Genomic DNA, 26,854 nt, shown 5'->3' on the forward strand with positions numbered 1-26,854 from the left:
AATCCGCTGGCTGGTGTTTACTCTGGTGCAGAGGCGGCATCGAACTAGACTCGCCGGATGAAGCCTTTTGACGTCGTCGTCGATCACGAGCTGTTCCGAATCAGTGAACGAAGGCAACCAGCTGCATCCCGCTGCTATGAGTTCGTTTGGCTCAATGGTCCGATGGACGGGACCTATGTCCTTACCGTGGGCCGGTTTGCAACCATTTCGGGCGGTGATGCCTCAGACGTCGTGGCTCGTATGACGGAGGAGGAGCTGATTGCTGAAGCGCGAGGGTTTGCCAGGTCGGTTTACGAGCCCGGTGGGATTGCCGAAGAAAATTTCCCTGACCACATTCCGGCCAAAACCCGCCAAATCCGTGAGCAGTGAGTAACGGACCTGCCGGCGGTTTCTGTGCGGTCCCGCAGCGACACGAGGTCACTCAGCCGGGGCGCCGCCACCACAGCTGAGCGACCGGACTACGCCCCGGCGATAATCAAGGTCGACTCGGCGCGCATCGGTCCTCCGCAGTCCTCAGACCCGCCATGTCTTGTCCATTCCAGAGCCGCTCGGTGTAGGCGAGAATCTCACCACCTGCGCCCCTGGCGGGTGGCATCCATGCGATGCCGATCCTTATCGGCGGCGGAGTGTCCGACCTCCATCATGTTCTGGGCGCGCCAATGCAAATGCGCCTATACCTCCTCGATTGGAACGGAGGCAACGTCGCGATAGAAGTCACGGCCGTACTGGATCAGCACAGCCCCACCACATACCTCAACGAAATTGGTGCAGCCCCGATAGTCGCCTCTTTCGCTTTTGCGCCCTGATCGTGCAACGCCAGGACCCCGACTCCGTCCCCACCTGCCACGATTCCGCTTGGCTCCTTGGCATTGTCGCATCAATAGGGGTGTTGCAACGACCGACTGAACTCACCATCTGCTAACGGGCAACAAGAGCGACCTCGCACCGACTATCAGTCGATCGGCCATCAACTGTGAAGTCGAGGTGCAGGCTCGTTGCCGATGAGTATGGCGCGGGCTCGTTGCCGATGAGTATGGCGCGGGCGTGTAGATGCGCATATCGTCCCACCCAATCCCGTCTCCCACCATTCGAAACCCTGCTGGCTCATAGTGGGCCCCCATATGGTCTGTCATGGTGATCCCTACCCGCTCTAGATTGCGCAGTTTAGGAGGCCCTCCGGTTCCTTGGCCATCGTCTGCTTCTACCTCACGGTGCTGTGTACCGTAAGCCAAAGCAAGAGCACCGTCATGGCGCACCGTCCCGTAACCTCTGACCGCACTCAGGTAGACGATGATGCAGGACGTGCCGGATGGAACATCGACAAAGAGTGGAGCTTTCGCAACGTCTACCCCCGCCAGGCGAACGTCAATGGTGTCGATAGTTGCGACGACGAGGTTCCCCGGAGCGCGGACAAGAGTGGTCATAAACCAGCCTAACCCGGCCGCCTGAAGGGCAACCCGAGTCACGTCAGACCGGATTGTTCAAGGACGATCCTCAGGTGACCGTCAGCGGGGCACCGTCATGAACTAGCGGTCGGATCGCCCTGACGGGCCGCCCGCATAATATACTTCGAGCATGCCGATCAACCGCCTCGACCGAGGTATTCACGCCCAGCCGTCCGTTTCCGAGTCGCGCAGGGGCACCCTGTGAGCGGCGGTCTCGTCGCTCTTTTGGACGACGTCGCGGCCCTGGCCCGCATTGCTGCCGCTTCGGTGGACGACGTCGCTGCCGGAGCCGCCAAGGCTGGGGCGAAGGCCGCCGGCGTCGTGATCGACGACGCTGCCGTTACTCCGCAGTACGTGTCAGGGGCGGACCCGTCTCGCGAACTGCCGATGATCAAACGAATCTTCTGGGGATCGCTCCGCAACAAACTGTTGATCATCCTGCCGGCACTGCTGCTGATCAGCGCCTTCATCCCGGGGGTCATTCCGTTCATCCTGATGCTCGGCGGCACCTACCTTTGCTTTGAGGGCGCCGAGAAGGTCTGGCATAAAATCCGCGGCCACTCAGCGGCTGAGAAAGCCCCGGCAGTCGAACGAGGTCCCGAGGCGGAGGCCAAGGTGACCAAGGGTGCCATCACCACGGACTTCATCCTGTCCTGCGAAATCATGGTCATTTCGATGAACGAGGTGGCCGATGAGTCCTTGTTGGCCCGGGCGATTATCCTTGTCGTCGTAGCGATCGCGATCACGGTGATCGTGTATGGAGCCGTCGCTCTCATTGTCAAAATGGACGACATCGGCCTGCATCTGACCACCAAAGACTCGGCGGGTTCGAAGCGCTTCGGTGAGTTGCTCGTCAAGGCGATGCCCGGCGTCCTCGCCGCAATCACTCTGATTGGCACGGTGGCCATGCTCTGGGTTGGCGGGCACATCATGCTTCAAGGGGTCTACGACCTAGGGTGGCACCTGCCCTATGACCTGGTCCATACCCTTGAATCACCTTTCGTCGGAATTCCGGTAGTGGGCGGCTTCCTGGCTTGGCTCGTGAATACCGTGTGCTCGGCCGTCCTCGGACTCGGCTGGGGCCTCGTCGTCATGGCGATCCTGCACCCACTCCTCAAAGCACTGCCGTTCGGCAAGGCGAAGGGCGAACACGAAGAGGGAGACGTGCGCGCCGCGATCGCCGGCTACCGGCCAGCGAAACGTAACGCTGATTCGGTCTCTTAGCTCACACCCCTCGGAGGAAGGACGAAGGCGGACTATCGCTGAGGGAGCCAGGAACAGTAATCCGGGAGTGCAACGGATGGATGTGCTGTCATTGCCTCGGAAGCCGCTGGAATTTCAGCAGCCCCTGTCTCGCGATGAATTGCTTGCGGTTATCCAGCAGGCTTTTCCCGCCGGGCCACCAGTGAATGCCGTTCGTGAGGTGTCCGGGGGCCGCTACAACACGACCTACTGGTTGGACAGAAAGGATGCACCGTCACTGATCCTGCGCGTAGCCCCCGAACCGCGCCGTCAGTCACGCCTGGAACACCAACTGCTGCGAAACGAGTATGCCAGCATTCCCTTGCTGGCGTCCGTGGGGCACCTGATGCCGGTGGTTGTCCGCGCGGATTTCACTCAAACAATCATCGAGCGTGACTACCTGATTCAGACCCATCTTCCGGGGGTTCCCGCGGCACAGGCACTCAAACTGTATACAGCCGAGCAGCAACTCGATTTCTGGTTCCAGCTAGGACAGATCCTGGCGGACATCCATTCCCAAACCGGACATCACTATGGGTCGGTGACCGGTGATCAGCACGAGAGTTGGAGTAACAGCCTCACAGCGACGTTTCACGCTATCGCAGCCGACATGGCTGATACTGGCCTTGATGCAGCGGACATTCATCAGGTGCTGCACCTGATCGAGGAACACAGCCCGGAGATCGATCAGTGTGGCCTACCGCGGCTGCTCCATGGTGATTTGTGGATCGGCAACGTCATGCTCAAGGCCGGGGAGCCGTCGCCGCGCATCGTGGGAATCTTCGACTGTGATCGCACATCATGGGGGGATCCCGAGTCGGATTGGACTCTATTCCTTCTGCGTAGTCGCTCTGACGAAGTGCAGCAGGCCTTTCGGCGTGGCTACGGACGGGCGCCCGAGGCTTCCTCCCGCGCGACCGTGAGAGGGCGTTTCTACCGCGCGCGAAGTATTGCTGAGGCTCGACTGGAATACCGCCGGATGGGGGAGGAAGAACTCATGGCAGGAACCCACATCGAGATGAAAGATGTGCTCTCGCAGTTCGACTAGCGTCGAATTCAGTCCTTCGAGGGATCCCCAAGGCCGTTCGCCTCGCCCGTGCTTGGTCAATGTCGGGCGAGGTTGATGCATCAGGATGATCACCGGAGGAGCGCGGGTTTCGCGGGGGCGTCTCCCGGTAGACTGACCGGGTGAATATTTCGCTCGCTCAACAGTCTCCAGCTGACTCCTTCGCCGAGTTCCGGACTATCGACCTGCGCGGCAGCGCCCTCACTGGCGCCGCCCTCACCGCAGTCATGCCGCGGCCGGAAGTGAGCGGCGCCGGCGTCGAGGCCCCGGTCGCCGCCATCCTGGCTGACGTTCGGGAGCGTGGCCTGACTGCACTGAGAGAACTCGCCCTGAAGTTCGACGGCGTGGAGCAGGCCTCACCGCGCGTGCCCCGCGAGGCACTGACGAGGGCCCTCAACGACCTCGCGCCGGATGTCCGGCTGGCTTTGGCCGAATCAATCGACCGCGCCCGCCGGTTTGCCGCCGCCCAGATTCCCGCTGACGTCGAGGTAGAGATTGGTGCGGGGGCCATAGTGACCCACAAATGGATAGCGGTTCGCCGGGTGGGCCTCTATGTGCCGGGTGGTCTGGCAGTGTATCCGTCGTCGGTGGTGATGAACGTGGTGCCCGCCCAGGCTGCCGGAGTCCAGTCGATTGCCGTTGCTTCTCCACCCCAGAAGGAGTTTGGTGGACTCCCGCACCCGGTGATCCTCGCCGCGGCGGAGATGCTCGGGATCCAGGAGGTGTACGCCATTGGGGGAGCGCAGGCGGTCGCAGCTTTCGCCTACGGGGTGGAGGGTGAAACCGCCGACGACACGCTCGAGCGGGTGGACGTGGTCACCGGCCCCGGCAATATCTTTGTGGCCACCGCCAAACGGCTGCTTAAGGGTACGATCGGCATCGACGCCGAGGCGGGCACCACAGAGATCGCCGTGCTGGCCGACGCCCATGCCGACCCGCGGCTGATCGCTGCTGACCTGATCAGCCAGGCTGAGCATGACCCGAACGCGGCGTCCGTCCTCATCACCGACTCCGAAGATCTCGCGGTAAAGGTCCGGAGCCAGCTGGCCGTGCAAATCGCCACCACCAAGCACGCCGGGCGGGTGCGCGAGGCGTTGGCCGGGCAACAGTCCGGCACCATCCTGGTGGACGACGTCGAGCACGGTATCGCCATCTGCGATGCGTACGCTGCCGAACACCTGGAAATCCAGACCGCGGACGCCGCGGCCGTTGCCAGCCGGATCCGCAATGCCGGCGCCGTTTTTGTTGGCGAGTACAGCCCGGTCAGCCTGGGTGACTATTGCGCCGGGTCCAACCACGTACTCCCCACCGGGGGGACGGCGACGTTCGCCTCGGGGCTGAACGTCACCACCTTCCTGAAGGCGGTGCAGGTGATCAACTACAACCGGGCTGCCCTGCAGAAAGTGAGTCGGCACATCACCAACCTTGCCGATGCTGAGGATTTGCCGGCCCACGGTGACGCTGTCATGGTTCGCTTCGGCTAACCACTACATCTAGTAATAACACTGTTGTAGTTTTCCCATATCTAGTTCTACAATGGTGGTGTTCCACACGGTGGCGCGACCACTGACCATCAGCAATTGAAAGGCGCGGCATGTTTTGTCCCTTCTGCCGTAACGCCGATTCCCGGGTGGTCGACAGTCGGTTAGCCGATGATGGGTCGGCTATCCGGCGTCGTCGTCAATGTCCAGAATGTGGACGCCGATTCACCACCGTGGAGACCACGAGCCTGAGCGTCATCAAGCGCTCCGGAGTCGGCGAGCCGTTCAGCCGCAGCAAAGTCATCAATGGTGCGCGGAAAGCCTGCCAGGGGCGGCCAGTCACTGAAGACGACCTCGCGTTACTTGCGCAGGAGGTTGAAGAGTCGGTTCGGGCCAGCGGCGTCGCGGAAATTGATGCCCATGAAGTGGGGCTCGCTATCCTCGGACCGCTGCAAAAGCTGGACCAGGTGGCGTATCTGCGGTTTGCCAGCGTGTATCAGGGATTCGACTCCCTTGAGGATTTCGAGGCCGCTATCGCGAAGCTGCGCCGCGAAGCAGGCAACGCGCCGACTGTGCCCACCGGTACCCAGAGGCCGCTGGCCGCGCAGTAACACTAAGCTCCGGTGGTGGCTGCGGAGGGGAAGCCGACGCCACCACCGGCACCACTTCTGGACCATCCCGGCACGCGACTGGTCGGGCGCGATGAGTCAGCGTCCGCCGCTGACGGGCAGGATCGCCCCGGTGATATAGGTAGCTTCGGCGGACAGTAGCCAGGCGACCGCAGCTGCAACCTCGTCCGGCTCCGCGGGACGACCCAACGGGACACTCTGGCTGAGCCTTTCCGCACGGTCGGGCATACCGGCCGCCGCGTGGAGCCCGGTGTTGGTGCTGCCGGGGGACACACAGTTCACCCGGATACCTTCGCGCCCCACCTCCGAGGCGAGACCAACGGTCAACACGTCGACGGCGCCCTTGGTGGCCGCATAATGCACCCAGGTACCCGGCGAGCCGGCCCTGGTTGCGGTCGAGGAGATGTTGATGATCTGCCCACCGGTACCACCCCTCAGTGTGGACATGCGCAGGACAGCCTCGCGACTGACCAGCAACGGTCCCACCACATTGACCTCGGTCACCCGCTGCAGCACGTCGGCGGGGACGTCAGCCAGCGGGCCGATCAGATTACCGGTGATCCCTGCGTTGTTCACGACGGCGGTCACCTCGCCGAGTGCACGCGCCCGGTCAAAGAGCGCGACGACGTCGGCTGCGATGCTCACATCCGCCCGAATAGCCGAGGCGGATCCTCCCGCGGCAACAATGTCGGCCACCGTCTGCAGCGCCCCTGCGCTATCAGAGGCGTAGTTCACTGCCACCACGTAGCCGTCCCGGGCGCAGCGCCGCGCGATAGCTGCACCGATTCCCCGGCTCGCGCCGGTGACAACGGCAACTCCCGGAGGGTCAGGCATCCGGAACGGCCGCCGCCAGTTTCGCCAGTCGCTTGAAGTGCAGGGCAGCCTGCAACGCGGCGCCAACAATGCCGGCCTGGTTCTTCAGCTGGGCCGGAATGATGCGGGTACGCAGTTTCAGCCCGGGCAGGTACTCCTGGCTGCGCTTGGAAATCCCGCCGCCCACAATGAACAGTTCAGGCGAAAACAGGAACTCGACGTGGGAGAAATACCGCTGCAGGCGGATCGAGTATTCGTCCCAGTCGATGCCGTCCCGTTCGCGGGCGACCGCGGAGGCCCTGGTTTCGGCGTCGTACCCGTCAATCTCCAGATGACCGAGCTCAGCGTTGGGCACCAGCTTCCCGTCAAAAATGAACGCGGACCCAATGCCGGTGCCCAGGGTGATCACCAGCACCGTTCCGTCAACGCCCTTGCCGGCTCCATAGCGCACCTCCGCGAGGCCGGCGGCGTCCGCGTCGTTGATGACGTGCACGTCGCGTTGGAGGACCGTGCTGAACAGCGTGTCGACGTCGGTGTTCACCCAGCTCTGGTCAACGTTGGCCGCCGACCGGGCGATGCCGTGCTGGATGATGGCGGGGAACGTGACACCAACGGGCACCTCGGGTGCCGGTGCGCCGGGACGGGTGGAGAGTTCGTCGACAATCCGTGCCACCACCTCGGCGACCGCCTCAGGGGTGGACGGCTGAGGGGTGGGCACGCGGTACCGTTCACCGACAATGTCACCGCCGACCAGGTCAACAATGCCGCCCTTGATGCCGGTACCGCCGATGTCGATGCCGATCACGGTGTTGGGCAGGGCCTTTCCCTGCTTCTTCTCGCTGCTCTTGCCCATGTTTCTCCAGAGTTCGTGTCTTGGCCTCCGGCGCGACAGGTGCCGCCGGGACCCGATGGTTAGGGGACGGTGAGGATCTCGGCGCCGCTGTCGGTCACCAGGAGGGTGTGCTCAAACTGCGCGGTGCGCTGACGGTCCCTGGTCAGCACGGTCCAGTCGTCGGGCCACATGTCCCATTCGATGGCGCCGAGGGTCAGCATGGGTTCGATGGTGAACGTCATGCCCGGTTCGATAATTCTGTTGTAGGCCGGTGCTGCGTCGTAATGCGGGATGATCAGTCCGGTGTGGAAGGCTTCGCCGACGCCGTGGCCGGTGAAGTCGCGCACTACCCCGTAGCCGAAGCGGCGGGCGTAGGACTCGATGGTCCTGCCAATCACGTTGATCTCGCGGCCGGGAGCCACGGCCTTGATGGCCCGGTTCAGTGATTCCTTGGTGCGCTCGACCAGCAGCCGCGACTCGTCGTCGACGTCGCCCACCAGGAAGGTGTAGTTGGTATCGCCGTGGACGCCGTCCAAATAGGCGGTGATGTCGATGTTCAGGATGTCGCCGTCGCGCACCACCGTGGTGTCGGGGATGCCGTGGCAGATCACCTCGTTCAAGGACGAGCAGAGTGACTTGGGGAACCCGCGGTAGCCCAGGGTCGACGGGTACGCTCCATTGTCGACGAGGAATTGGTGTCCCACCCGGTCCAACTGATCGGTGGTGACACCGGGTTCAATCTGGCGTCCCACCTCGACGATGGCCTGTGCAGCCAGACGGCTCGCGCGGCGAATCTTTTCGATAGTTTCGGGGGTCTTGACCTCTGACCCGGTGAAGGGGGCGGGCCCGCTGCGACCAACGTACTCGGGGCGGGGAATACTCGCTGGGACGGTCAGTTGGGGGCTGACGGTTCCCGGCACGAGATTTCCCACGGGTGCGCTGACGGATTGCTGAGGCATAGTCTTGATCTTATAGGCGGTACGGCGTCCCGCCGAAAGTCACCACCAAGGAGGACCCTCATGGCCGAATTCTGGTACAACGTGCAAACCCACGAGATCGAAGAGGACGCACAGTCCGATTGGCGGAAACTGATTGGACCCTACCCGACGCGGGCCGAGGCCGAGCGTGCCCTGGAAAAGGTGGCGCAACGCAACCAGGCGTGGGATGCCGAAGACGAGCAGTAGCGTCTAGAAGCTGTGTTCCGGGCCGGGAAAAGTCCCATTCCGGACTTCGTCAGCGTATGCGGTCGCTGCAGCAGCGAGCACTGAGCGGACGTCGGCGAACTGTTTCACGAACTTCGGCTGCCGGCCGGTGCGTACCCCGGCCATGTCCTGCCATACCAGCACCTGCCCGGTCGTGGCGTTGCCCGCCCCGATTCCGATGGTTGGCACCCTGACGGCGCGGTCGACGGCGGCGGCCACGTCGGCGGGCACCATCTCCATGAGCACGCAGAACGCCCCGGCGTCGGCGAGGGCAACGGCGTCGTCGATCAGTTCCTGCGCCGCATCACCGCGGCCCTGGACCCGGTACCCGCCGAGGGCATGCTCGCTCTGCGGGGTGAAACCGATGTGGGCCATGACGGGGATCCCGGCGGTGGCGAGCGCGCGGACGGTGTCGGCGTAGTGGCGGCCGCCCTCCATCTTTACTGCGTGGACCCCGCCCTCTTTCATCAGGCGGACCGACGATTCGATGGCCTGGGCGGGAGAGATCTCGTAGCTGCCGAAGGGAAGATCGCAGACCACGAGGGCGCGGCTGGCTCCGTTGGTGACGGCCCGCGAGAAGATGATCATCTCGTCCACGGTGATCGGCAGGGTGGTCGTGTACCCGAGGACATTGTTGGCCGCAGAATCGCCCACGAGGAGCACCTCGATGCCCGCGTCGTCGAAGATCTCGGCGGCGTATTGGTCATAGGCGGTGAGCATGGCGAAGCGGCGTCCCTCAACCTTCGCCTGTTGCAGGTGATGGGTGCGGATCCTGGCGGGGGTGGGCCGGGCTTCTCCTGCAGCTGGTGTCCCGGCGTCGGCATCGTGGGCGCCCGTACCGTAGGGTGCTGGAATCTCTGCGGAAGTCATAGTGTCGAGCCTACTTCAGAACCTCTTGTGGCAGGCGGGAAGTAGAGTGAACTGGTGGACCGACGCTCGATGATCACCCGGGACACCACCGACGGCATGAAAGAGGGTAACTATGGATCGGCAGCAAGAATTTGTACTGCGTACCATCGAGGAACGCGATGTGCGGTTTGTGCGGCTCTGGTTCACCGACGTTGTGGGTTCGTTGAAGTCGGTTGCCCTGGCACCGGCCGAGGTGGAGGGTGCATTTGAGGAGGGCCTGGGCTTTGATGGTTCGTCCATTGAAGGGCTGGCCCGCGTTTTCGAATCGGACATGCTCGCCCAACCCGACCCGTCGACGTTCCAGATCCTGCCCTGGCGGGGCGAGAAGGAACCAACCTCCAGAATGTTTTGCGACATCCTTACCCCCGACGGTATGCCGTCGACGGCTGACCCACGTGGGGTGCTGAAGCGGACTCTTGCCAAGGCAGCAGACATGGGGTTCACCTGCTACACCCACCCGGAAATCGAGTTCTACCTGCTCAAGTCAGATGAACTGGGGCCCGACGGTCAACCCATCCCGGTGGACCAGGCCGGCTATTTTGACCACGTACCGGGCGGAGTGGCCCAGGACTTCCGGCGGACAGCGGTGGCGATGCTCGAATCCGTGGGCATCTCGGTGGAGTTCAGTCACCACGAGGCCGGCCCGGGGCAGAACGAAATCGATCTCCGGTACGCGGATGCCCTGCAGACCGCCGACAACATCATGACGTTCCGCACCATCATCAAGGAGGTGGCGCTGACCCAGGACAGCTACGCCACGTTCATGCCCAAGCCGTTCTCCGATCATCCCGGCTCCGGGATGCACACCCACTTCTCCCTCTTCGAGGGCGACGCCAACGCGTTCTTCGAAGCGGGTGCCGAGTTCCAGCTGTCCAAGACGGCACGCCAGTTCATCGCCGGGATCCTGAAGCACGCACCTGAGTTCACGGCTGTCACCAACCAATTCGTCAACTCGTACAAGCGTCTCTGGGGTGGGGGAGAAGCCCCGAGCTACCTGTCCTGGGGCCACAACAACCGCTCAGCCCTGGTCCGCGTGCCGCTCTACAAGCCGAACAAGGGCCAGTCGGCGCGCATTGAGTACCGCGGTATTGATTCGGCCAGCAACCCGTACCTCGCCTACTCGGTGCTGCTCGGTGCGGGCCTGAAGGGTATCGAGGAAGGGTACGAACTTCCGCCGGGAGCCGAGGACGACGTCTGGAGTCTCACGGCCACCGAACGTCGAGCCATGGGCCATGACCCGTTGCCGGCCAGCCTTCACGACGCCATCCGGGTGATGGAGGAGTCGGAGCTGGTTGCCGGGATCCTGGGCGAGCAGGTCTTCGAAAATTTTCTGCGCAACAAGCGCGCCGAATGGCACGACTACCGGATCCAGGTCACGCCCTACGAGCTGCGACGCAACCTCGGAATTCTCTAACCTGGCGCCCGCGATGAGCCTGAACCGCCAACTCATCAGCCGGGGTTTCACCGACCTCGAGAAGAGCTCCCGTTTCCTGGCTGCGCCCGAGCTGGTGGGCATCCCGGAGGCGGCGCTGTTCGATGGGTTGGCCCGATCGGCCAACCCCGATCTGGCGTTGCAATCCCTGGTGCGGTTGCTGGCGGTCCGACCGGGCCTTGCTGCGGTGGTTGCGGACGGCGGCGCCAGCAGCGAGCCGCTATTCCGGTTGCTCGGCGCGTCCGAGGCGCTGGCCGAGTTCCTGATGAGGTGCCCGGAGCACCTCGACACCGTCAAGGTCTCCCCCAGCCGGACGCCCGGGGGAGTCTCCGCCGAGTCCCTACGGTCCTCCCTCCTCGAGTCGGTGGGCGCCGACCCGTCGTCGGGCACTCCCGTTGCCGGTCTCGGCGGCACCGCGGCGTACGCCCTGCTGCGGGCACGTTACCGGCGCCACCTGGTGGAACTTGCCGTCCGCGACCTGTGCTCGGCGTCGCCGGTCGACTACCTGCCGACCGTCGGCAAGGAACTGGCCGACCTCGCGGCGGCTGCGGTCGAAGCGGCGCTGGCCGTTTCCCGAGCCGAATTGGCGAACAGCTTCTCAGCCACCGACGTGGCATCCGTCCGCCTCGCGGTGATGGGGATGGGCAAGTGCGGTGCCGGTGAGCTGAACTACATTTCCGACGTCGACGTCATCTACGTGATCGAAGCGTCGGACCTGGCCGAGGATCTGGCGACCCGGATTGGTACAGCGCTGGCCACCGGGATTTCGCGGGCCATCTCCGCCAGCGGAGGTGAGCCCGGCCTGTGGGAAGTGGACGCCAACCTACGCCCGGAGGGGCGGGACGGCCCACTGGTGCGCACCCTCGATTCCCACCTGTCCTACTACGCGCGGTGGGCGCAAAGCTGGGAATTCCAGGCTCTGCTTAAGGCCCGTACCATTGCCGGCGACGCCGATCTGGGCCGCCGCTACGAGGAGTCAGTGGCGCCGCTGGTCTGGAACTCGTCCGAACGTGAGGGGTTTGTTGACTCGGTGCAGGCGATGCGCCGCCGGGTGACCGACAATATTCCGTCCCATGAGGCGGAGCGGCAGCTGAAGCTCGGCCCGGGCGGGCTCCGCGACGTAGAATTTACTGTTCAGCTGCTGCAGCTGGTGCACGGCAAAGCCGACGAATCGATCCGGATCCGCGACACCACCTCAGCCATCGCCGCGCTCAGCGCCGCCGGCTATATCGGCCGGACCGATGCCAAAGCGTTCGACGAGTCCTACCGGTATCTGCGCGTCCTTGAGCACCGGATTCAGCTCGTCAATATGCGCCGTACCCACCTGATGCCCGAGGGCGACGCGTCCCGGCGGGCCCTCGCCATGTCCTCCCAGGGGGCGCAGCTCACCACTCGCCCCGCCGCTGCTGCGCTGCTGGAGCAGTGGCAGCAGACCAAGCGGTTGGTGCGCGGGCTCCACGAGAACATCTTCTACCGTCCACTTCTCAATACTGCTGCGAATCTCAGCGTCGACGAGGTCAGGTTGACGCCCGAAGCGGCCCGCGCACGGCTAGCCGCGCTGGGTTACCTGGACCCGAAGGTGGCGATGCGCCACATCGAAGCGCTCACCTCGGGTCTCAGCAGGCGGTCCGCGCTGCAACGGAACCTTCTGCCGGTCCTCCTGGGCTGGTTGGCCGACGGGGTGGATCCCGACGCCGGGCTCCTGGGCTTCCGCCGTCTGAGCGAGGGCCTCGGGCAGACCCACTGGTACCTGGGTATGCTTCGAGACTCTAAAGCTGCGGCCGAGCGGCTCTGCCACATCCTCTCCAGCAGCCGCTTTATCGCGGACTTGCTGGAAGTCTCACCCGAGTCGACCAAGTGGCTGGGCAATGACAGAGACCTGCTTCCAGTCGACTTCGAGGCCCAGTGGGGTGAGATCCAGTCGAAGATGTCGCGTCACCCCCAACCACGCGAGGCGATGCGCCTGATCCGGCTCATTCGTCGTCGTGAGCTGCTGCGCATTGCTATTGCCGACAGTTCAGGGCTGCTGGATCAGGCGGCGGTGGGCGCCGCCCTTTCCGCCACCGACCGCGCCGCCATCCTCGGCGCACTGCATGTGGCCGAGGGCGCGATCTTCGCGAATGAGAAGCAGTTGACCGACGTCGTCGTCGTCGCGATGGGGCGGCAGGGCGGCCGTGAGATCACTTATGGGTCGGACGCTGACGTAATGTACGTGCACCGGGCCCGTCAGGGGGCCGACGAGGCGGCAGCGCAAAACCAGGCGGAGCGGATTGTCAGCCAGCTCTCTGCCCTGCTGCAGCAACCCTGCTCACCCGCCATCCAGGCGGAGCGGGTGCTAGAGGTCGACGCCGACCTGCGCCCGGAGGGCAAACAGGGGCCGATGGTGAGATCCCTTGAGTCGTTCCGCGAGTATTACCGGCGCTGGTCCCTAGTCTGGGAGTCGCAGGCGCTCCTGCGCGCGCTGCCCGTGGCAGGGAGCGACGACCTGGCCGCAGCGTTCACCGAGCTGATTGACCCGATCCGGTATCCCGAGGAACTGTCCGGCCAGAGTTTGCGCGAGATCCGCCGTTTGAAGGCGCGGATGGAGTCGGAGCGCCTTCCTCGCGGTGCCGACCCGTCGCGCCACCTCAAACTCGGTCGGGGCGGGCTCAGCGACGTCGAGTGGCTGGTGCAACTGCTGCAACTGCAGCATGCTCACGCGAACCCTGATCTGAAGACCACCTCGACCCTCGCGGCCATGGATGCCATCGAGGCCGCCGAGCTTCTGCCCGCCTCTGATGTGCAGACCCTACGGCGCAGCTGGTGCCTGTCGAGCAGGGTGCGGGCAGCCAATGTGATCTGGAGCGGTAGGGCATCGGATCTGCTGCCGTCCTCGCGGCGCGACCTTGAAGCGGTGGCCCGCTGGTGCGGGTACGGGCCGGGAATGGGCGCGCGGCTGGAGGAGGACTACCTGCGGATCACCCGCCGCAGCCGTGCCATCTTCGAGCGGTCGTTTTACGGCTACTAGCAGCACACCTGCCCGCCAGGACTGCCCGTTCGGTAGGCATAAACGTTCATGCCCAGTAGCTAGCTCGCCTACTGGGCCCCTGTGTGGGGTTTCTCTTGCCTCGCACCCCAACGTCAACTAGGGCTGACGGATGGAGGTGGAACGCATGAAGACACTCGTCGGATCGCTCGACGACGGCGGGCCGGTCAACCGGCTGCAGGCCGTCAGTGAGCTACGCAAGGAACTCGGCCGGGCCGAGACTGCTGCCGTCCGGCAGGCACGCCAGGCAGGGCTGTCCTGGGAGGCCATCGCCCAGGCGCTCGGGGTGACCCGTCAGGCCGTACACAAGAAGTACGGGAGGACGTAAACCATGTGAGCCGCGACACGCCCCAGGATTCATCGAGGGAGCTTGCACAGTTGCACCAGCATCTGCCGTTACCTTTTGATATCAGGTAGGAACCGCTCAGGGAGGATGCTCGTGATGACGAACAACAGTGCAATGACGCAAGTTGGTGGTCGGTCACTACTCGCTGTGGTCGGGGCGATCGGTGTTGAGGCCGCCATGAGGGTCAGTACAGCGGTGCGGGACGCCATCATGGTGCTCACCTCGCTGGACGAAGCATCCTACTGACCTGCCGCTGATCCACCACAAAACAGAAGACCCGCACGGTGATCCGTGCGGGTCTTCTGTCATCTAGAGACTAGACGCCGTAGTACAGCTCGAACTCGTAAGGATTCGGCCGCAATGACAGCGGGATGATCTCGAATTCGCGCTTGTAGTCGATCCAGGTGTCGATCAGGTCCTGGGTGAAGACACCGCCGGCCTGCAGGAACTCGTTGTCGGCCTCGAGGGCGAGCAGAGCTTCCTCCAGCGAACCTGGAGCCTTCTGGATATCTTTGGCTTCCTCCGCGGGAAGCTCGTAGAGGTCCTTGTCGATCGGGTCAGCTGGCTCGATCCGGTTCTTGATGCCGTCGAGGCCGGCCATCAGCTGGGCCGCGAACGCCAGGTACGGGTTGGAGGAGGGGTCTGGCGCGCGGAACTCGATGCGCTTTGCCTTCGGGTTGGAGCCCGTGATCGGGATCCGGATGCCGGCTGAGCGGTTGCCCTGCGAGTACACCATATTGACCGGGGCTTCGAAGCCCTTGACCAGACGACGGTAGGAGTTAACCGTCGGGTTGGTAAACGCGAGGACCGCCGAGGCGTGCTTCAGCAGGCCGCCGATGTACCAGCGTGCCATGTCGGACAGTCCTGCGTAACCGCGCTCGTCGTAGAACAGCGGCTCGCCCGCACTCCACAGCGACTGGTGGCAGTGCATGCCCGAGCCGTTGTCTCCGAAGACTGGCTTCGGCATGAACGTTGCCGATTTGCCCCACGCATCGGACACGTTCTTGACGATGTACTTGAACTTCTGCAGGTCATCAGCAGCATGCGTCATGGTGGTGAACTTGTAATTGATCTCTGCCTGGCCGGCGCCACCTACCTCGTGGTGGGACCGCTCAACCTCAAGGCCAGCGTTGTCCAGCTCGACACAGATCGCGTCACGGAGGTCGGCCTGCTTGTCGACGGGGGAGACAGGGAAGTAGCCGCCCTTGAACGGGGTCTTGTTGCCAAGGTTCCCGCCCTCTTCTTCGCGGCCGCTGTTCCAGGGTGCCTCAATTGAGTCGACCTTGTAGAAGCTGCCCTGAGGCAGGGACTCGTACTGCACGTTGTCAAAGATGTAGAACTCGGCTTCCGGCGCGAAGAACGCGGTATCGGCGATGCCGGTGGAGCTCAGGTACGCCTCGGCGCGTTCTGCCACACCCCGCGGGTCACGGTGGTAGGGATCGCCGGTCCGAGGATTCACAATCGAGAAGCTCAGCGCAAGCGTCTTCTCCATGCGGAAGGGATCAATGAACGCAGTAGTGACGTCCGGAATCAGCTGCATGTCCGACTCGGCAATTCCCTGGAAGCCGCGGATCGACGAACCGTCGAACAGCTGGCCGTTGACAAAGAAGTCTGCATCGACCGACTTTGCCGGAACGTTGAAGTGCTGCTGCACTCCGGGAAGATCGGTGAATCGGACGTCGACAAACTTCACGTCTTCGTCAGCGATGAACTTGAGGACTTCGTCCGCATTCTTGAACATCGTTTATGCTCCTAACGCATGTGGGGGGTAACGACCGGGGGCAGATTAGAGGCCTTATGCGCCGCCGCCGCAATGGTTACAACTGTAGGAGTTTGCAGTTTCCCACTGGTGTCACGATTGTTTCCGGCACGTTACTTAATGGATGGTCGGGGACTGGAGGCTCTTTCAGCCTAGCGTGATTTAGCCCGGCGGGTCGGAGGGCGACGCGGGCGACGACGACGACGACGCGCAGTCGGCCCGGGCGAACGCGTTAAGATTGGATTGTGGTAGACAGAAACGACATCGGTTCATGGCTCGGCGGTACACCGGCTGATAGTTCCAACTACTGGCCGGGCCAGGGGATGGGCCGACCCAAGGATGGTCCGGCGGCGATCGCCCGGCCGGGGCGCCGAATCGTTGCCCTGCTGATCGATTGGGCTCTCGCGTCGCTGATGTCCTACGGATTCCTCGACTACAACAGCTTCGCCACGCTGGGCATCTTTGCCGTGATGCAGCTCCTACTGGTGGGCTTCTTCGGCTACAGCATCGGCCACCGAATGGCGGGAATGCAAGTACAGACCGTCGCAGGCCGTCCCGCCGGTTACGCAAAAGCGCTGGTCCGCACCCTTCTAATCTGCCTCGTGATTCCGGCAGTGATTGTCGACCGCGATCAACGTGGCGTCCACGACCGGGCCGTGAACACCGTCCTGGTCCGCACCTAACCAGAACCTGGCACCTCATCATGGGACAGCGCTGCGTCGTCGGCTGACCCGGATATTCGCTGACTGCACAATGACACTGACTGCACCATGAGAGACACCGAATGATCGAGATCCTGAACGCAACCGAACTGATCCGGGCCAAAGACACCGGCGCGCTGGTGGCCACCATCCTGCAGACGGTGAAGAGCCGCTGCACGATCGGCACCAACCTTCTGGACATCAACGCCTGGACGAAGACGATGATCACCGACGCCGGAGCGGAGTCCTGCTACGTCGACTACGCGCCCTCGTTTGGCCGCGGACCGTTTGGTCACTACATCTGCACGGCCGTCAACGATGCGGTGCTCCACGGGCTGCCCCATGACTATGCCCTGGCCGACGGCGACCTGCTCACGCTCGATCTCGCCGTCTCCAAGCGCGGCATCGCCGCTGACTCGGCCATCAGTTTCATCGTGGGGGATTCGGAGCCGACGGAGAGCGTGGAAATGATCCTCGCCACCGAACGCGCTCTCGCCTCAGCCATCGCCACGGCCGGCCCCGGAGTGAAAATCGGGGATATTTCCTATGCCATCGGCAGGGTTCTCACCGACGCGGGGTATCCGATCAATACCGAGTTCGGCGGTCACGGCATCGGATCGACCATGCACCAGGAACCACATGTCCCAAATATGGGGAGACCAGGCCGCGGCTATGTGCTCCGGCCCGGACTGCTTCTGGCGCTGGAGCCGTGGGTCATGGTGGACACCGCCAAGCTCGTCACGGACCCCGACGGCTGGACCCTCAGGAGCGCCACCGGTTGTCGGACGGCCCACAGTGAGCACACCATCGCCATCACCGACGACGGCGCCGAGATTCTCACTCTGCCGGGCTAGACGAATCTATCGAACCGGAAATACCTGCAGACATAAAAAAGCCGACCCTAGTCCGAAGGAAAAGCTCCCGGGACTAAAGCCGGCTTTCACGTTTTGCTTAGCGGCCGCGCATTGCCTTGCGGTCCGGGCGTGCCTTGAACGGGTCGATGCCCTTCGGGATCGGCAGCTTGGTTCCTAGGGCAGTAAGCCGCTTGTTCACGGCCTGGACTTCCTGCTTGGTTAGATTCTTCTTGAGCTTCTGGGCCTTCTTGGCCACTTGGGCCAGAGGAACCTGTCCTTCGCCGCGCCCGGCCTCAATAACGTGCACCTTCACGTTGGGGACGATTCTGGCCATCTTGCGGCGTTCGGCCTCAGCCAGCGGCTTGACCCGGGCCGACGGACCCTCGGTCACGAGGACGATACCTGGCCGGCCAATGGCGCGGAACACCGCGTCCTGCGAACGGGGGTTCATCGCGACTGGCTGGTCCTGAAGGATCCACCCGCGCCGCAGTACACTCAGCGCAGCGCCTGCCGCGCCTGCCTGGCCCTCGATCTGGGAGAACGCTGCCCGCTCGGCTCGCCGGGAGAGGATGAAGACCGCTGCAAGGAAGCCCAGTGGGATGGCGATGATCAGCATGGTGATCCAGTTTTGGATCAGGAATCCGATCACCAAGCCGACGGCGACAATCGACAGGAAGGCCAGCAGCATGATCCACACGACGTTGGGATCGTTCCGCCGGGTCATTTTGAAGACCTCGGAGATCTGCTTCATCCGCCCGGTTTTCTTCGGCCCCTTCTCTGGCTTTGGCTTTCGGGAGAAGAGGCGCCGCTTAGGGGTGGATGATCCGTCTGATTCAGTGCTGTTGGCCATAGTGACTCAATTCTACGTGATCCGGGATGTCAGGCGGACGTGCGGAAACCACCCTGGTCGGTCGATCAAGGCGGTCCCGAACCGACCGAAGGGTTAGCCGGTTGGTGCGAGGCTCGACGCTTCTTGGAGCGTCGAGCCGGAATCCTCGATGTGTGCCAGTGCGGGCGGCAACTCGAGGCCCTTCTTGCGCATGGCGCGCGCCCAGAGCCTGCCGGCACGGTAGGACGAACGCACCAGAGGTCCGCTCATGACGCCCAGAAAACCAATCTCCTCTGCCTCTTCCCGGAGTTCGACGAACTCCTGGGGCTTCACCCAACGGTCCACTGGGAGGTGGCGTTCGCTGGGTCGCAGGTACTGGTTGATGGTGATCAGGTCGCACCCGGCGTCGTGCAGGTCCCGCATGGCCTCGGAAATTTCCTGTCGGGTTTCGCCCATGCCGAGGATCAGGTTAGATTTGGTCACCATGCCGAGGTCCCGGCCCTGGGTGACGACATCGAGGGACCGTTCATAGCGGAAAGCGGGGCGGATGCGCTTGAAGATGCGCGGGACCGTCTCAACGTTGTGGGCGAAGACCTCCGGCGCAGCATCGCAGATGGCCTTGATGTGCTCTGGCTTACCCGAGAAGTCGGGGATCAGGATTTCGACGCCGGTGCCCGGGTTCATGCTGTGGATCTGGCGAATAGTCTCCGCGTATAGCCAGACGCCCTCATCGGCGAGGTCATCACGGGCGACGCCGGTCACCGTGGCATAGCGCAGATTCATTGACTGTACCGACTGCGCTACCTTAAACGGTTCGCTCCGGTCCAGCGGCTGGGGCTTGCCGGTATCAATCTGGCAGAAGTCACAGCGGCGGGTGCACTCGGAGCCGCCGATCAGGAAGGTAGCCTCCCGGTCTTCCCAGCACTCGAAAATATTGGGACAGCCAGCCTCCTCACAGACAGTGTGAAGGCCCTCCTTCTTCACCAGGTTCTTCATGGCCACGAATTCGGGGCCGATGTTCACCTTCGCTTTGATCCAGTCGGGTTTACGCTCCACCGGGATCTCGGCGTTTCTCGCCTCGATGCGGAGAAGGCGGCGTCCTTCGGGGGCCAGGCTCACAGGTTATGCTCCTTCCGGCCGGATACCGGCTGGGTTGACTGTGTTTGCCGGGCGGACATCCTCTGCCGCCCCGGCAACCAGTGATGATTCATTCTTGCGCAGTTCTTCTTCAATCCGCGAAACGATGTCCGACGGCGTCACCGTGCGGCCCGTTTCAGCCGAGATGGTGGTCACCCCAGCATCAGAGATACCGCACGGCACAATCTGGGTGAAGGGCATCAGATCGTTGCTGCAGTTCACCGCGAATCCGTGCATAGTGACCCGCCGGTTGATGCGGATCCCGATGGCAGCAATCTTGCGGTCGGGTCCGCGTTCGTCGGCAGCGACCCAGACCCCCGACCTGCCGTCGATCCGGACCCCCGAGACCCCATAGTCCCGAAGGACGGAGATGATCACATCTTCGAGGATGGCCACGTACCCGGTGACCCGCGTCGGCTCGGGAAGGGCCAGGATGGGGTACCCCACCAGCTGGCCGGGTCCGTGCCAGGTGAGTTTCCCGCCACGATCAACCGGGACAACAGGCGTTCCGTCGAAGGGCCGTTCATGGTCTTCGGTTCGCCGCCCTGCCGTGTACACGGCCTCGTGTTCCAGCAGGAGGACGGTGCTCGGGGTAGTCCCTGCCACAACGCCGGCGTGCAGCTCGCGTTGCAGATCCCACCCGGCCCCATAGTCGACAAAATCCGGGTCCAGCCCAACCCGCGAGTACTGAAGTGTCATGGATCAAGGGTAGACCTGCGGGAGGTCATCGCTGACATCAACGGCGCCGTGCCCGCGGTCCTTGTGGATAACTTCTGCGGGATCTTTGGCGATCCGCTACAACTGGTGCATGGACAGCACACCTGCCGGCATCGGAGCCCAGCACGTCCCGGACCCTGCTCCGCCGGTGCTGCACGGCTATCATAATGAACGTCTGCTGGGGCGCGGGGGAAGCGCCAGCGTCTGGCTGATCCGGAACGCCGCGGGGGAAGCTTTCGCCCTGAAGGTCATCGACCCGGCCACCGACGTCCACCTCGACCCGGCCACCGACGTCCACCTCGATACGGACGCCCTCCGGCGGGAGGAACGGTTTCTTGCGCGGTTCCGCCACGACCACCTGCTCGCGGTGCACGATCTGGTGGCCACCGAGCAGGGCACGGCGCTGAGGATGGAGTACGCAGCGGGCGGATCCCTACTCCACCTCATCTCGGTACGGGGACCACTGCCGCCGGGGGAGGTGGTGACAGTGCTGACGCCCATGGCCCAGGTCCTCGCCTACCTGCACGATGAGGGAGCCGCACACGGCGACGTCTCTCCCGGCAACATTGTGTTCACTGAGCTGGGCAAGCCGCTGCTGGCGGACTTCGGGATTGGCCGCCTCCTCGGAGAGGGAGGCCGCTCCGCCGGCGGGACCCCCGGGTTTCACGAGGGTTCCCCCGATCCTGACCGCTTGAACACCGAAGCGGACATTTATGCGCTGGCAGCTGTCGGTTGGTTCGCTCTCACCGGCAGGGTCCCGGGACCAGCGATGCAGCGGCCGCCGCTTTCCTTGCTGGTGCCGGAGACGCCTGCCGAGCTTCTCGACCTCATCAACTGGGGCCTGGACGGTGACCCGGCGGCCCGGCCCGGAGCCCATGAGTTCGCGCGGGCGGTGCAGCGCACGGCCCAGGCCGAGCCGCTGGACCTGGTGGCGGCAGTCCACCCGGAGGTGCTGCCTAACCTCAGGACGCGCCGGTCCTATCCTGATGAAACAGCAACGAGGCCCGGACGACGTCGCCGGCGAGGTGCCCGACGCCTGGCCGATCCCAGACTTGGCCGGCGCCATTCCGCAACGCGGAAAGCCCGTCTGCGGACGATGGGGAACCGCGCTACGGGGAACCGTGCTGGTGCCGTCCGCTCCGTTAGCATCCGCGCTGTTGGTGTGGCAGGACTGGCAGCCGCTGTTCTCACCCTGATCGGACTGCTGATCTCCGGGGTGCTGGGCGTTGCGCCTGCGCTGCTCGGTGGAGGGGTGGACGCCGTCCTACCACCCTCGACAGCGGCCCCTCCCGGCTCCACACCTCCCGGCTCCACCCCGGCGCGGGAACTGCCTCCTGCGGCTGCTGTACCCACCGAGCTGGGCGGCCGCGCTGTCGACGGAGTGCCCGCCGAGGTCCTCGCGGGGACGGATCCGCGCGCCGTCCTGCCCTACCTGTCGAAGGTCAGGGAGCATGCCTACGAAACCGCCGATCCGGCACTGTTGCAGCTGGTCAACGTGAGGGGATCGACGGCGATGGCCGCCGATAGCCAGGCCGTTGCGGAGTTGGCACGTCGGGGGCACATTCTGGCCGGGCTCACGATAGAACTCACGGACGTCGCGCCAGCCACCTCTCCGGGCCCCGCGGGCAGCCCCGAAACCGGCTGGGGGGACGATGCCGCAGCTACCGCAGTCCTCATAGCGACAGCAACGACGTCGGGGTACACCGAGGTCGTTGCCGGTGGGACGCAGCCCGGCAACGTGGAGCAGACCCAGTCCTCCCCAGTCACCCAGCAACTCTTTTTCGTTCTGGAACAGGAGGATGGCAGGTGGCGGATTCGCGCGGTCCACGAACCCTAGGCGCCGGGTGCTAGGTGTCCCGGGATTCGCCCACCCATCTAGCCAGGTCGTCGAGGGACTCGTGACGGAACTCGAACCCGGCCCGCTTGAGCACCGTGGGGTCGAGCCGGGCGCTGGGCAGCAACAGTTCGCGGGCCAGCTGTCCCAGAACAGTGGTCAACACCCACTCGGGCACCCTGAACCGGGTGGGGCGATTGAGCGCCGCGCCGAGGGCCACCGTCAGATCCGTCACCGTGGCGGGGGAGGGGGAGGAGATATTGACTGGGCCACTGACCTCGGCGTCGAGCAGGAAAGCCATCGCGCGGACCTGGTCATCAAGGGTCACCCATGGCCACCATTGGTCACCGGAACCCAGGGGCCCGCCAACGAAGAACTTCAGTGGCAGCAACAGTTTGGGCAGCGCGCCGCCGCTGGCGGACATCACCACGCCGGTGCGCATTAGGACCGTGCGCACCGACGACGGAGCGCGGAGCGCCTCAGCTTCCCACCGCCGGCAAATATCGGAGAGGAGGAGCTCACCGGATTCAGCGCTCTCCGGCAACACCTCTGATCCGCGGTCCCCGTAAAACCCTGACGCTGACTGGCTCAGGAACGTTGCCGGCGGTGCTGCCGCACGGCGCATGCTGTCCACCAGTGTCCGGGTCGCCGTCAGCCGGGATGAGTAGAGGGTCTCCTTGTATCCGCGGGTCCAGGGCGCCCCGGCAATTCCTGCCCCCGACAGGTTGACGACCGCGTCGGTGGCGTCCATGATCGCCGGATCCAGCCGACCGCTTGTCGGGTCCCACTGGATCTCATCAGGTCCCGACGGCGTGCGGCGGACCAGTCGCTTCACCTGATGCGTGCCCGGGTTGAACTGCTTGACGAAGGCCTTGCCAATGGTTCCGGAGGCACCGGAGATCAGAATTCTCATACCCCTATCCCACCACTCGGACGGGCCGGATGGGAACAACTTACTCCCGTGGCGCTGCAACGTTTGGCCGCGGCTGCCCTGCGCCGCCGCCGGGTGGGTCTGTGGCTATGATCGACTGATGGGTTCCTCACACTACTTACGCTTTCCGCATGTCCACGGTGACCTGCTCACTTTCGTAGCCGAAAACGATGTCTGGGTTGCGCCAGTATCCGGGGGACGCGCGTGGCGGATCTCGGCCATGCAGTTGCCTGCACGTGGCCCCCGGTTCTCACCTGATGGGTCGACCATCGCCTGGGCCGTCACCCAGGCAGGTGCGCCGGAAGTGGTGGCTGCCGACACCGAGGGCGGGAACTTCCGCCGCCTGACCTACTGGGGGCACCAAAGCACCAAGGTCCGCGGATTTACCGCCGACGGCGAGGTGATAGCCACCAGCGCCTTCCGGCATGAGGACCCCCGCCACGCCTGGGGCTACCGGGTTCCGCTGGATGGCTCAGCCCAGACGGCTTTCCCCTACGGCCCGCTCGATGCGATCGTGCACGGCCCGGCGGTCGGCGACGAGCGGCCCCTCGTCATCTCCAGCGTGCTCACCCGCGAGCCCGCCTGGTGGAAGCGATACCGGGGCGGCACGGCCGGGAAGCTGTGGATGGACGCCGACGGGTCGGGGGACTTCACCCGTTTCCTCCCAGAGCTCGACGGTAACCTTGCCGACCCCATGTGGATCAACAACCGTCTCGCCTTCCTGTCCGACCACGAAGGTTACGGAAATCTGTACTCGGTGACGCCACAGGGCGGGGACCTGCAGCGCCACACCGACCACGAGGACTTCTACGTACGGCACGCCACCTCTGATGGCACCCGAATCGTGTACGAATCCGCCGGATCCCTTTGGCTCATGACCTCGCACGACGCCGAGCCGGTCAAGGTGGACATCTCACTCGGGTCAGCTTCGACCGGACGCCGTCCCCAGCCCCTGAATGTGGTCAGGCACCTCACCGCGGTCACCCCGGTAGCGTCCGGTGTAGCCAGCGTCGTGGAGAGCCATGGCACCCTGCACTGGCTGACCCACCGGGATGGACCGTCGAGGGTGGTGGAGGCCACCGCTGGAGTCCGCGCCCGGCTCGGGCGGCCTCTCGGCGTTGACCGCGTGGCTTACATCGCCGACCGTGATGGAGAGGAGGCACTGTTCATCAGCAACGTCTTTGAGCCGCGTGTCCACCCCGGCCCGGTCGGGGGGAGCCAGCCCGGTGGCGTCCGGGCGGCGGCCCGCGGTCCGGGCTCGCCAATCCATGGGGAGCCCGTCCTGCCGGCGCCCGTTCCCGCGGTCAGTACGCCCGACGACCCGGCCCAGCCGGTCCCCGACGCCCACCTGGGTTCCGGCCCGGACTCATCCCGTGAGGGTGAGCGGCAAAGCGCGCCAGCCGAAGACATCGTGGTGGCCCAGGACAGCGCGGTCGGCGCCGGAGTCTCCCGCTGGGCGTTCGACGGACCCTTCAGGACCAGCAACCTCACCACCAGCCCAGACGGGACGCGCGTGGCAGTCGCTGGCGAGAAGGGAGAGATCCTGGTACTGGAGGTGGCCACCGGCGCACTGTTCACCCTTGCCTCCACCCACCACGGTGCGGTCGACGATTTAGCCTTCTCACCGGATTCCCGGTGGCTGACCTGGGCAGAACCGGTGACGGGTGAGGGTGCGCGGACCCGCGTCCGGATGGCCCAGGCAGAGTCCGGCGCCGAGGTCCTCGATGTGACTGACGGACGGTTCCGCGACCATTCACCGGTGTTCACCCGGGATGGCCGCTTCCTGGCGTTTCTGTCGGACCGAAGCTTCGATCCGGTCTATGACACCCACCGTTTTGACCTCAGTTTCCCTGTCTCCACCAAGCCGTACCTGGTGGCCCTTGCCGCTGACACACCGTCGCCGTTCGGTCCGTCAGTACACCCGGCCGGCTCGGCCTCGCCCTCCACGACCTCCACGTCCTCCGCGGACGCTGACGAGACCAACCAGCCAGTCGTCGTCGACCCGGACCGTCTCGCCGAACGGATCATCGCCGTTCCCGTGCCGCAGGGCGGATACGAAGGACTGCGCGCCGTCGACGGCGCGCTGCTGTGGACAGCAATGGACCGTGTCGGCGTGACCGGCGACGGTCGGGCCACGACCACAGCCAAGGACCCGGCGAAGAGGCTGGAACGCTTTGACCTCGCCAAGCGTGACACGGAGACGCTGGTGGCGGAGGTGGACAGCTTTGAGGTGAGCGGCGACGGAGCGAAAGCAGTCTTGATCCACGCTGGAAAGGTGACAGCCGTGCCCACCAGGGGCAAGGTGGACAAGGAATCACCGGACTTCGTTGAGGTTGATCTGGGTCGGATCCGCGTGCTGCTTGACCCAGTCAGCGTGTGGCGGCAGGCCTTTGACGAAACCTGGCGGCTGCAGCGCGACTTTTTCTGGGCCGAAGACATGGGCGGCCTCGACTGGCCGGCCATCCGCGACCGGTACCGGCCCCTGGTGGAGCGGCTCGGGTCGCACGATGACCTGGTGGATGTGCTCTGGGAGGTGCAGGGGGAGCTGGGGACCTCCCACGCGTATGTGACGCCCATGCTCTTCGGCGAACCGGGGACCGGTGCCCAGGGTTTCCTGGGTGCGGAGCTGGCCCCATCGGCCGACGGCTGGGTAGTGAAGCGGATCTTCGCCGGTGAGTCCTCGGACCCGCAGGCAGTCTCCCCGCTGACCGCGCCGGGCGTGGCGGTAGCCGTTGGCGACATCATTGCCGCTGTGGACGGGGTGCCGGTGCCGTTGGCTCACGGTCCGGCGGTCCTGCTCACCGGTGCCGCCGGGAAGACCGTCGAACTGACGGTGGTCCGGCCGGCCGGGGATGACACGGATGACGGCGGATCGTCGGTCAGGCGGGTCGCCGTGGTGCCGCTGCGCAGCGAGGAACGCCTGCGGTACCAGAACTGGGTCAACGCCAACCGGGCGATCGTTCATCAAGCGTCAGGGGGGACCTTCGGGTACCTGCACGTGCCGGACATGGTGGCGCGCGGCTGGGCCCAGCTGCACCGCGATCTGGACCGGGAAACCGCCCGCGACGGGCTCGTCGTCGATGTCCGCCGCAACCGCGGCGGCCACACCTCGCAGCTCGTCGCGGAGCTCATCGGCCGGAAAGTCACCGCCTGGTCCTTTCCCCGCGGTGAGCAGCCCGGCACCTACCCGGCCCACGCTCCCCGCGGACCAGTGGTCATCCTGACCGACGAGTTCGCCGGATCCGACGGCGACATCATCACCCAGGTCGCCAAACTCAGGGGGATCGGCCCGGTCATTGGGACGCGCACCTGGGGCGGCGTCATCGGGATCGACGGCAGGTTCTCGCTCGCCGACGGTACGGCGGTAACCCAGCCGCGGTACGCGTTCTGGATGACGGGCGGCGTCGAATGGGGTGTGGAGAACTATGGGGTGGATCCTGACATTGAGGTACCGTTCCCGCCGCACGCCTACGCCGCAGGGGAGGACCCCCAGCTCGAACAGGGCGTCGCTATCCTGCGCGAAATGATCGCCGAGCTGCCCACCGATGTGCCACCGGAGCGCGCGAATCACCCCCGGCTCAATCCGGGCCCCCTGCCTGCACGACCCGCCAGGGCCTAGAGCCACAGGGCAGGTCAATGCGTTCCACACGACAAAGGCGGCCATTCGGTG

23 protein-coding genes are annotated in these 26,854 nt (G+C 64.6%); 14 read left to right on the forward strand and 9 right to left on the reverse strand.

Annotated features, from left to right (window positions below; genetic code table 11):
• The first annotated feature begins 57 nt into the window (after nt 1–57).
• The 5 genes from ACX80O_RS06445 to nrdR all read left to right on the forward strand — a co-directional run bounded on the left by ACX80O_RS06445 (nt 58) and on the right by nrdR (nt 5,845).
• Nucleotides 58–369: a hypothetical protein gene (locus ACX80O_RS06445; RefSeq protein WP_459308476.1), complete on the forward strand. Its 312-nt coding sequence runs from the start codon at nt 58–60 to the stop codon at nt 367–369.
• Nucleotides 370–1,646: 1,277 nt separating this feature from the next.
• The gene (locus ACX80O_RS06450) at nt 1,647–2,669 is read left to right on the forward strand and encodes a DUF808 domain-containing protein (protein ID WP_459308474.1); all 1,023 of its coding nucleotides are present in this window, start codon (nt 1,647–1,649) and stop codon (nt 2,667–2,669) included.
• A gap of 76 nt (nt 2,670–2,745) precedes the next feature.
• The gene (locus ACX80O_RS06455) at nt 2,746–3,735 is read left to right on the forward strand and encodes a phosphotransferase family protein (protein ID WP_459332917.1); all 990 of its coding nucleotides are present in this window, start codon (nt 2,746–2,748) and stop codon (nt 3,733–3,735) included.
• Nucleotides 3,736–3,875: 140 nt separating this feature from the next.
• A complete protein-coding gene (gene hisD, locus ACX80O_RS06460; protein WP_459308471.1) occupies nt 3,876–5,237 on the forward strand; it encodes a histidinol dehydrogenase in 1,362 nt (453 codons plus the stop codon).
• Between the two features lie 110 nt (nt 5,238–5,347).
• Nucleotides 5,348–5,845, forward strand: a complete 498-nt coding sequence (nrdR, locus tag ACX80O_RS06465; protein WP_459332918.1) for a transcriptional regulator NrdR — start codon at nt 5,348–5,350, stop codon at nt 5,843–5,845.
• Nucleotides 5,846–5,941: 96 nt separating this feature from the next.
• On the opposite strand, the gene ACX80O_RS06470 is transcribed toward nrdR, so the two are convergent.
• Genes ACX80O_RS06470 through map (ACX80O_RS06480) form a run of 3 tightly spaced genes read right to left on the reverse strand, consistent with a single transcriptional unit; the run spans nt 5,942 to nt 8,467 of the window.
• The gene (locus tag ACX80O_RS06470; protein ID WP_459332919.1) at nt 5,942–6,697 is read right to left on the reverse strand and encodes an SDR family oxidoreductase; all 756 of its coding nucleotides are present in this window, start codon (nt 6,695–6,697) and stop codon (nt 5,942–5,944) included.
• Complete coding sequence (gene ppgK / locus ACX80O_RS06475; protein WP_459332920.1) at nt 6,690–7,529, reverse strand: polyphosphate--glucose phosphotransferase; 840 nt, start codon at nt 7,527–7,529, stop codon at nt 6,690–6,692. Before ppgK ends, ACX80O_RS06470 begins: the two co-directional genes overlap by 8 nt.
• 59 nt (nt 7,530–7,588) lie before the next feature.
• Nucleotides 7,589–8,467, reverse strand: a complete 879-nt coding sequence (gene map / locus ACX80O_RS06480) for a type I methionyl aminopeptidase (RefSeq protein WP_459332921.1) — start codon at nt 8,465–8,467, stop codon at nt 7,589–7,591.
• Nucleotides 8,468–8,527: 60 nt separating this feature from the next.
• Here map (ACX80O_RS06480) and ACX80O_RS06485 point away from each other — a divergent pair, with 60 nt between their 5' ends.
• Complete coding sequence (locus ACX80O_RS06485; RefSeq protein ID WP_019481305.1) at nt 8,528–8,692, forward strand: SPOR domain-containing protein; 165 nt, start codon at nt 8,528–8,530, stop codon at nt 8,690–8,692.
• 3 nt (nt 8,693–8,695) lie between these two features.
• Here the strand turns inward: ACX80O_RS06485 and panB are convergent, their stop codons facing one another.
• Nucleotides 8,696–9,580 carry a 3-methyl-2-oxobutanoate hydroxymethyltransferase gene (gene panB / locus ACX80O_RS06490; protein WP_459332922.1) on the reverse strand — a complete coding sequence of 295 codons (885 nt, stop codon included), beginning with the start codon at nt 9,578–9,580 and terminating at the stop codon, nt 8,696–8,698.
• Nucleotides 9,581–9,692: 112 nt separating this feature from the next.
• Here panB and glnA (ACX80O_RS06495) point away from each other — a divergent pair, with 112 nt between their 5' ends.
• From glnA (ACX80O_RS06495) to ACX80O_RS06510, 4 genes are all read left to right on the forward strand, one after another.
• Complete coding sequence (glnA, locus tag ACX80O_RS06495; protein WP_459308460.1) at nt 9,693–11,033, forward strand: type I glutamate--ammonia ligase; 1,341 nt, start codon at nt 9,693–9,695, stop codon at nt 11,031–11,033.
• A gap of 13 nt (nt 11,034–11,046) precedes the next feature.
• Nucleotides 11,047–14,058 (forward strand): bifunctional [glutamine synthetase] adenylyltransferase/[glutamine synthetase]-adenylyl-L-tyrosine phosphorylase, encoded by a 3,012-nt coding sequence (locus ACX80O_RS06500; RefSeq protein WP_459332923.1) that lies wholly within the window; start codon nt 11,047–11,049, stop codon nt 14,056–14,058.
• Nucleotides 14,059–14,203: 145 nt separating this feature from the next.
• Nucleotides 14,204–14,404 carry an AsnC family protein gene (locus ACX80O_RS06505; protein WP_459332924.1) on the forward strand — a complete coding sequence of 67 codons (201 nt, stop codon included), beginning with the start codon at nt 14,204–14,206 and terminating at the stop codon, nt 14,402–14,404.
• Nucleotides 14,405–14,518: 114 nt separating this feature from the next.
• The gene (locus ACX80O_RS06510) at nt 14,519–14,668 is read left to right on the forward strand and encodes a hypothetical protein (protein WP_459308454.1); all 150 of its coding nucleotides are present in this window, start codon (nt 14,519–14,521) and stop codon (nt 14,666–14,668) included.
• A 70-nt stretch (nt 14,669–14,738) separates the two neighbouring features.
• On the opposite strand, the gene glnA (ACX80O_RS06515) is transcribed toward ACX80O_RS06510, so the two are convergent.
• Nucleotides 14,739–16,163 (reverse strand): type I glutamate--ammonia ligase, encoded by a 1,425-nt coding sequence (gene glnA / locus ACX80O_RS06515; RefSeq protein ID WP_459259108.1) that lies wholly within the window; start codon nt 16,161–16,163, stop codon nt 14,739–14,741.
• A 263-nt stretch (nt 16,164–16,426) separates the two neighbouring features.
• Between glnA (ACX80O_RS06515) and ACX80O_RS06520 the strand changes: the two genes are divergently transcribed.
• Nucleotides 16,427–16,864, forward strand: a complete 438-nt coding sequence (locus ACX80O_RS06520; protein ID WP_459332925.1) for an RDD family protein — start codon at nt 16,427–16,429, stop codon at nt 16,862–16,864.
• A 101-nt stretch (nt 16,865–16,965) separates the two neighbouring features.
• Nucleotides 16,966–17,736: a type I methionyl aminopeptidase gene (map, locus tag ACX80O_RS06525; RefSeq protein ID WP_459308448.1), complete on the forward strand. Its 771-nt coding sequence runs from the start codon at nt 16,966–16,968 to the stop codon at nt 17,734–17,736.
• 97 nt (nt 17,737–17,833) lie between these two features.
• Here the strand turns inward: map (ACX80O_RS06525) and ACX80O_RS06530 are convergent, their stop codons facing one another.
• The 3 genes from ACX80O_RS06530 to lipB all read right to left on the reverse strand — a co-directional run bounded on the left by ACX80O_RS06530 (nt 17,834) and on the right by lipB (nt 20,401).
• Nucleotides 17,834–18,586 (reverse strand): DUF4191 domain-containing protein, encoded by a 753-nt coding sequence (locus ACX80O_RS06530; RefSeq protein ID WP_459308446.1) that lies wholly within the window; start codon nt 18,584–18,586, stop codon nt 17,834–17,836.
• Between the two features lie 93 nt (nt 18,587–18,679).
• The gene (gene lipA / locus ACX80O_RS06535) at nt 18,680–19,684 is read right to left on the reverse strand and encodes a lipoyl synthase (RefSeq protein ID WP_459332926.1); all 1,005 of its coding nucleotides are present in this window, start codon (nt 19,682–19,684) and stop codon (nt 18,680–18,682) included.
• A gap of 3 nt (nt 19,685–19,687) precedes the next feature.
• Entirely contained in the window at nt 19,688–20,401 is a 714-nt protein-coding gene (lipB, locus tag ACX80O_RS06540; protein WP_459332927.1) for a lipoyl(octanoyl) transferase LipB, read from the reverse strand.
• 109 nt (nt 20,402–20,510) lie between these two features.
• On the opposite strand from lipB, the gene ACX80O_RS06545 reads away from it, so the two are divergent.
• Nucleotides 20,511–22,256, forward strand: a complete 1,746-nt coding sequence (locus ACX80O_RS06545; protein WP_459332928.1) for a serine/threonine-protein kinase — start codon at nt 20,511–20,513, stop codon at nt 22,254–22,256.
• Between the two features lie 10 nt (nt 22,257–22,266).
• Here ACX80O_RS06545 and ACX80O_RS06550 read toward each other — a convergent pair whose 3' ends face one another.
• Nucleotides 22,267–23,166: a TIGR01777 family oxidoreductase gene (locus ACX80O_RS06550; RefSeq protein WP_459332929.1), complete on the reverse strand. Its 900-nt coding sequence runs from the start codon at nt 23,164–23,166 to the stop codon at nt 22,267–22,269.
• A gap of 118 nt (nt 23,167–23,284) precedes the next feature.
• Between ACX80O_RS06550 and ACX80O_RS06555 the strand changes: the two genes are divergently transcribed.
• The gene (locus ACX80O_RS06555) at nt 23,285–26,803 is read left to right on the forward strand and encodes a S41 family peptidase (protein ID WP_459308436.1); all 3,519 of its coding nucleotides are present in this window, start codon (nt 23,285–23,287) and stop codon (nt 26,801–26,803) included.
• Nucleotides 26,804–26,854 lie beyond the last annotated feature (51 nt).

The sequence above is a fragment of the Arthrobacter glycogeni genome (assembly GCF_054511155.1).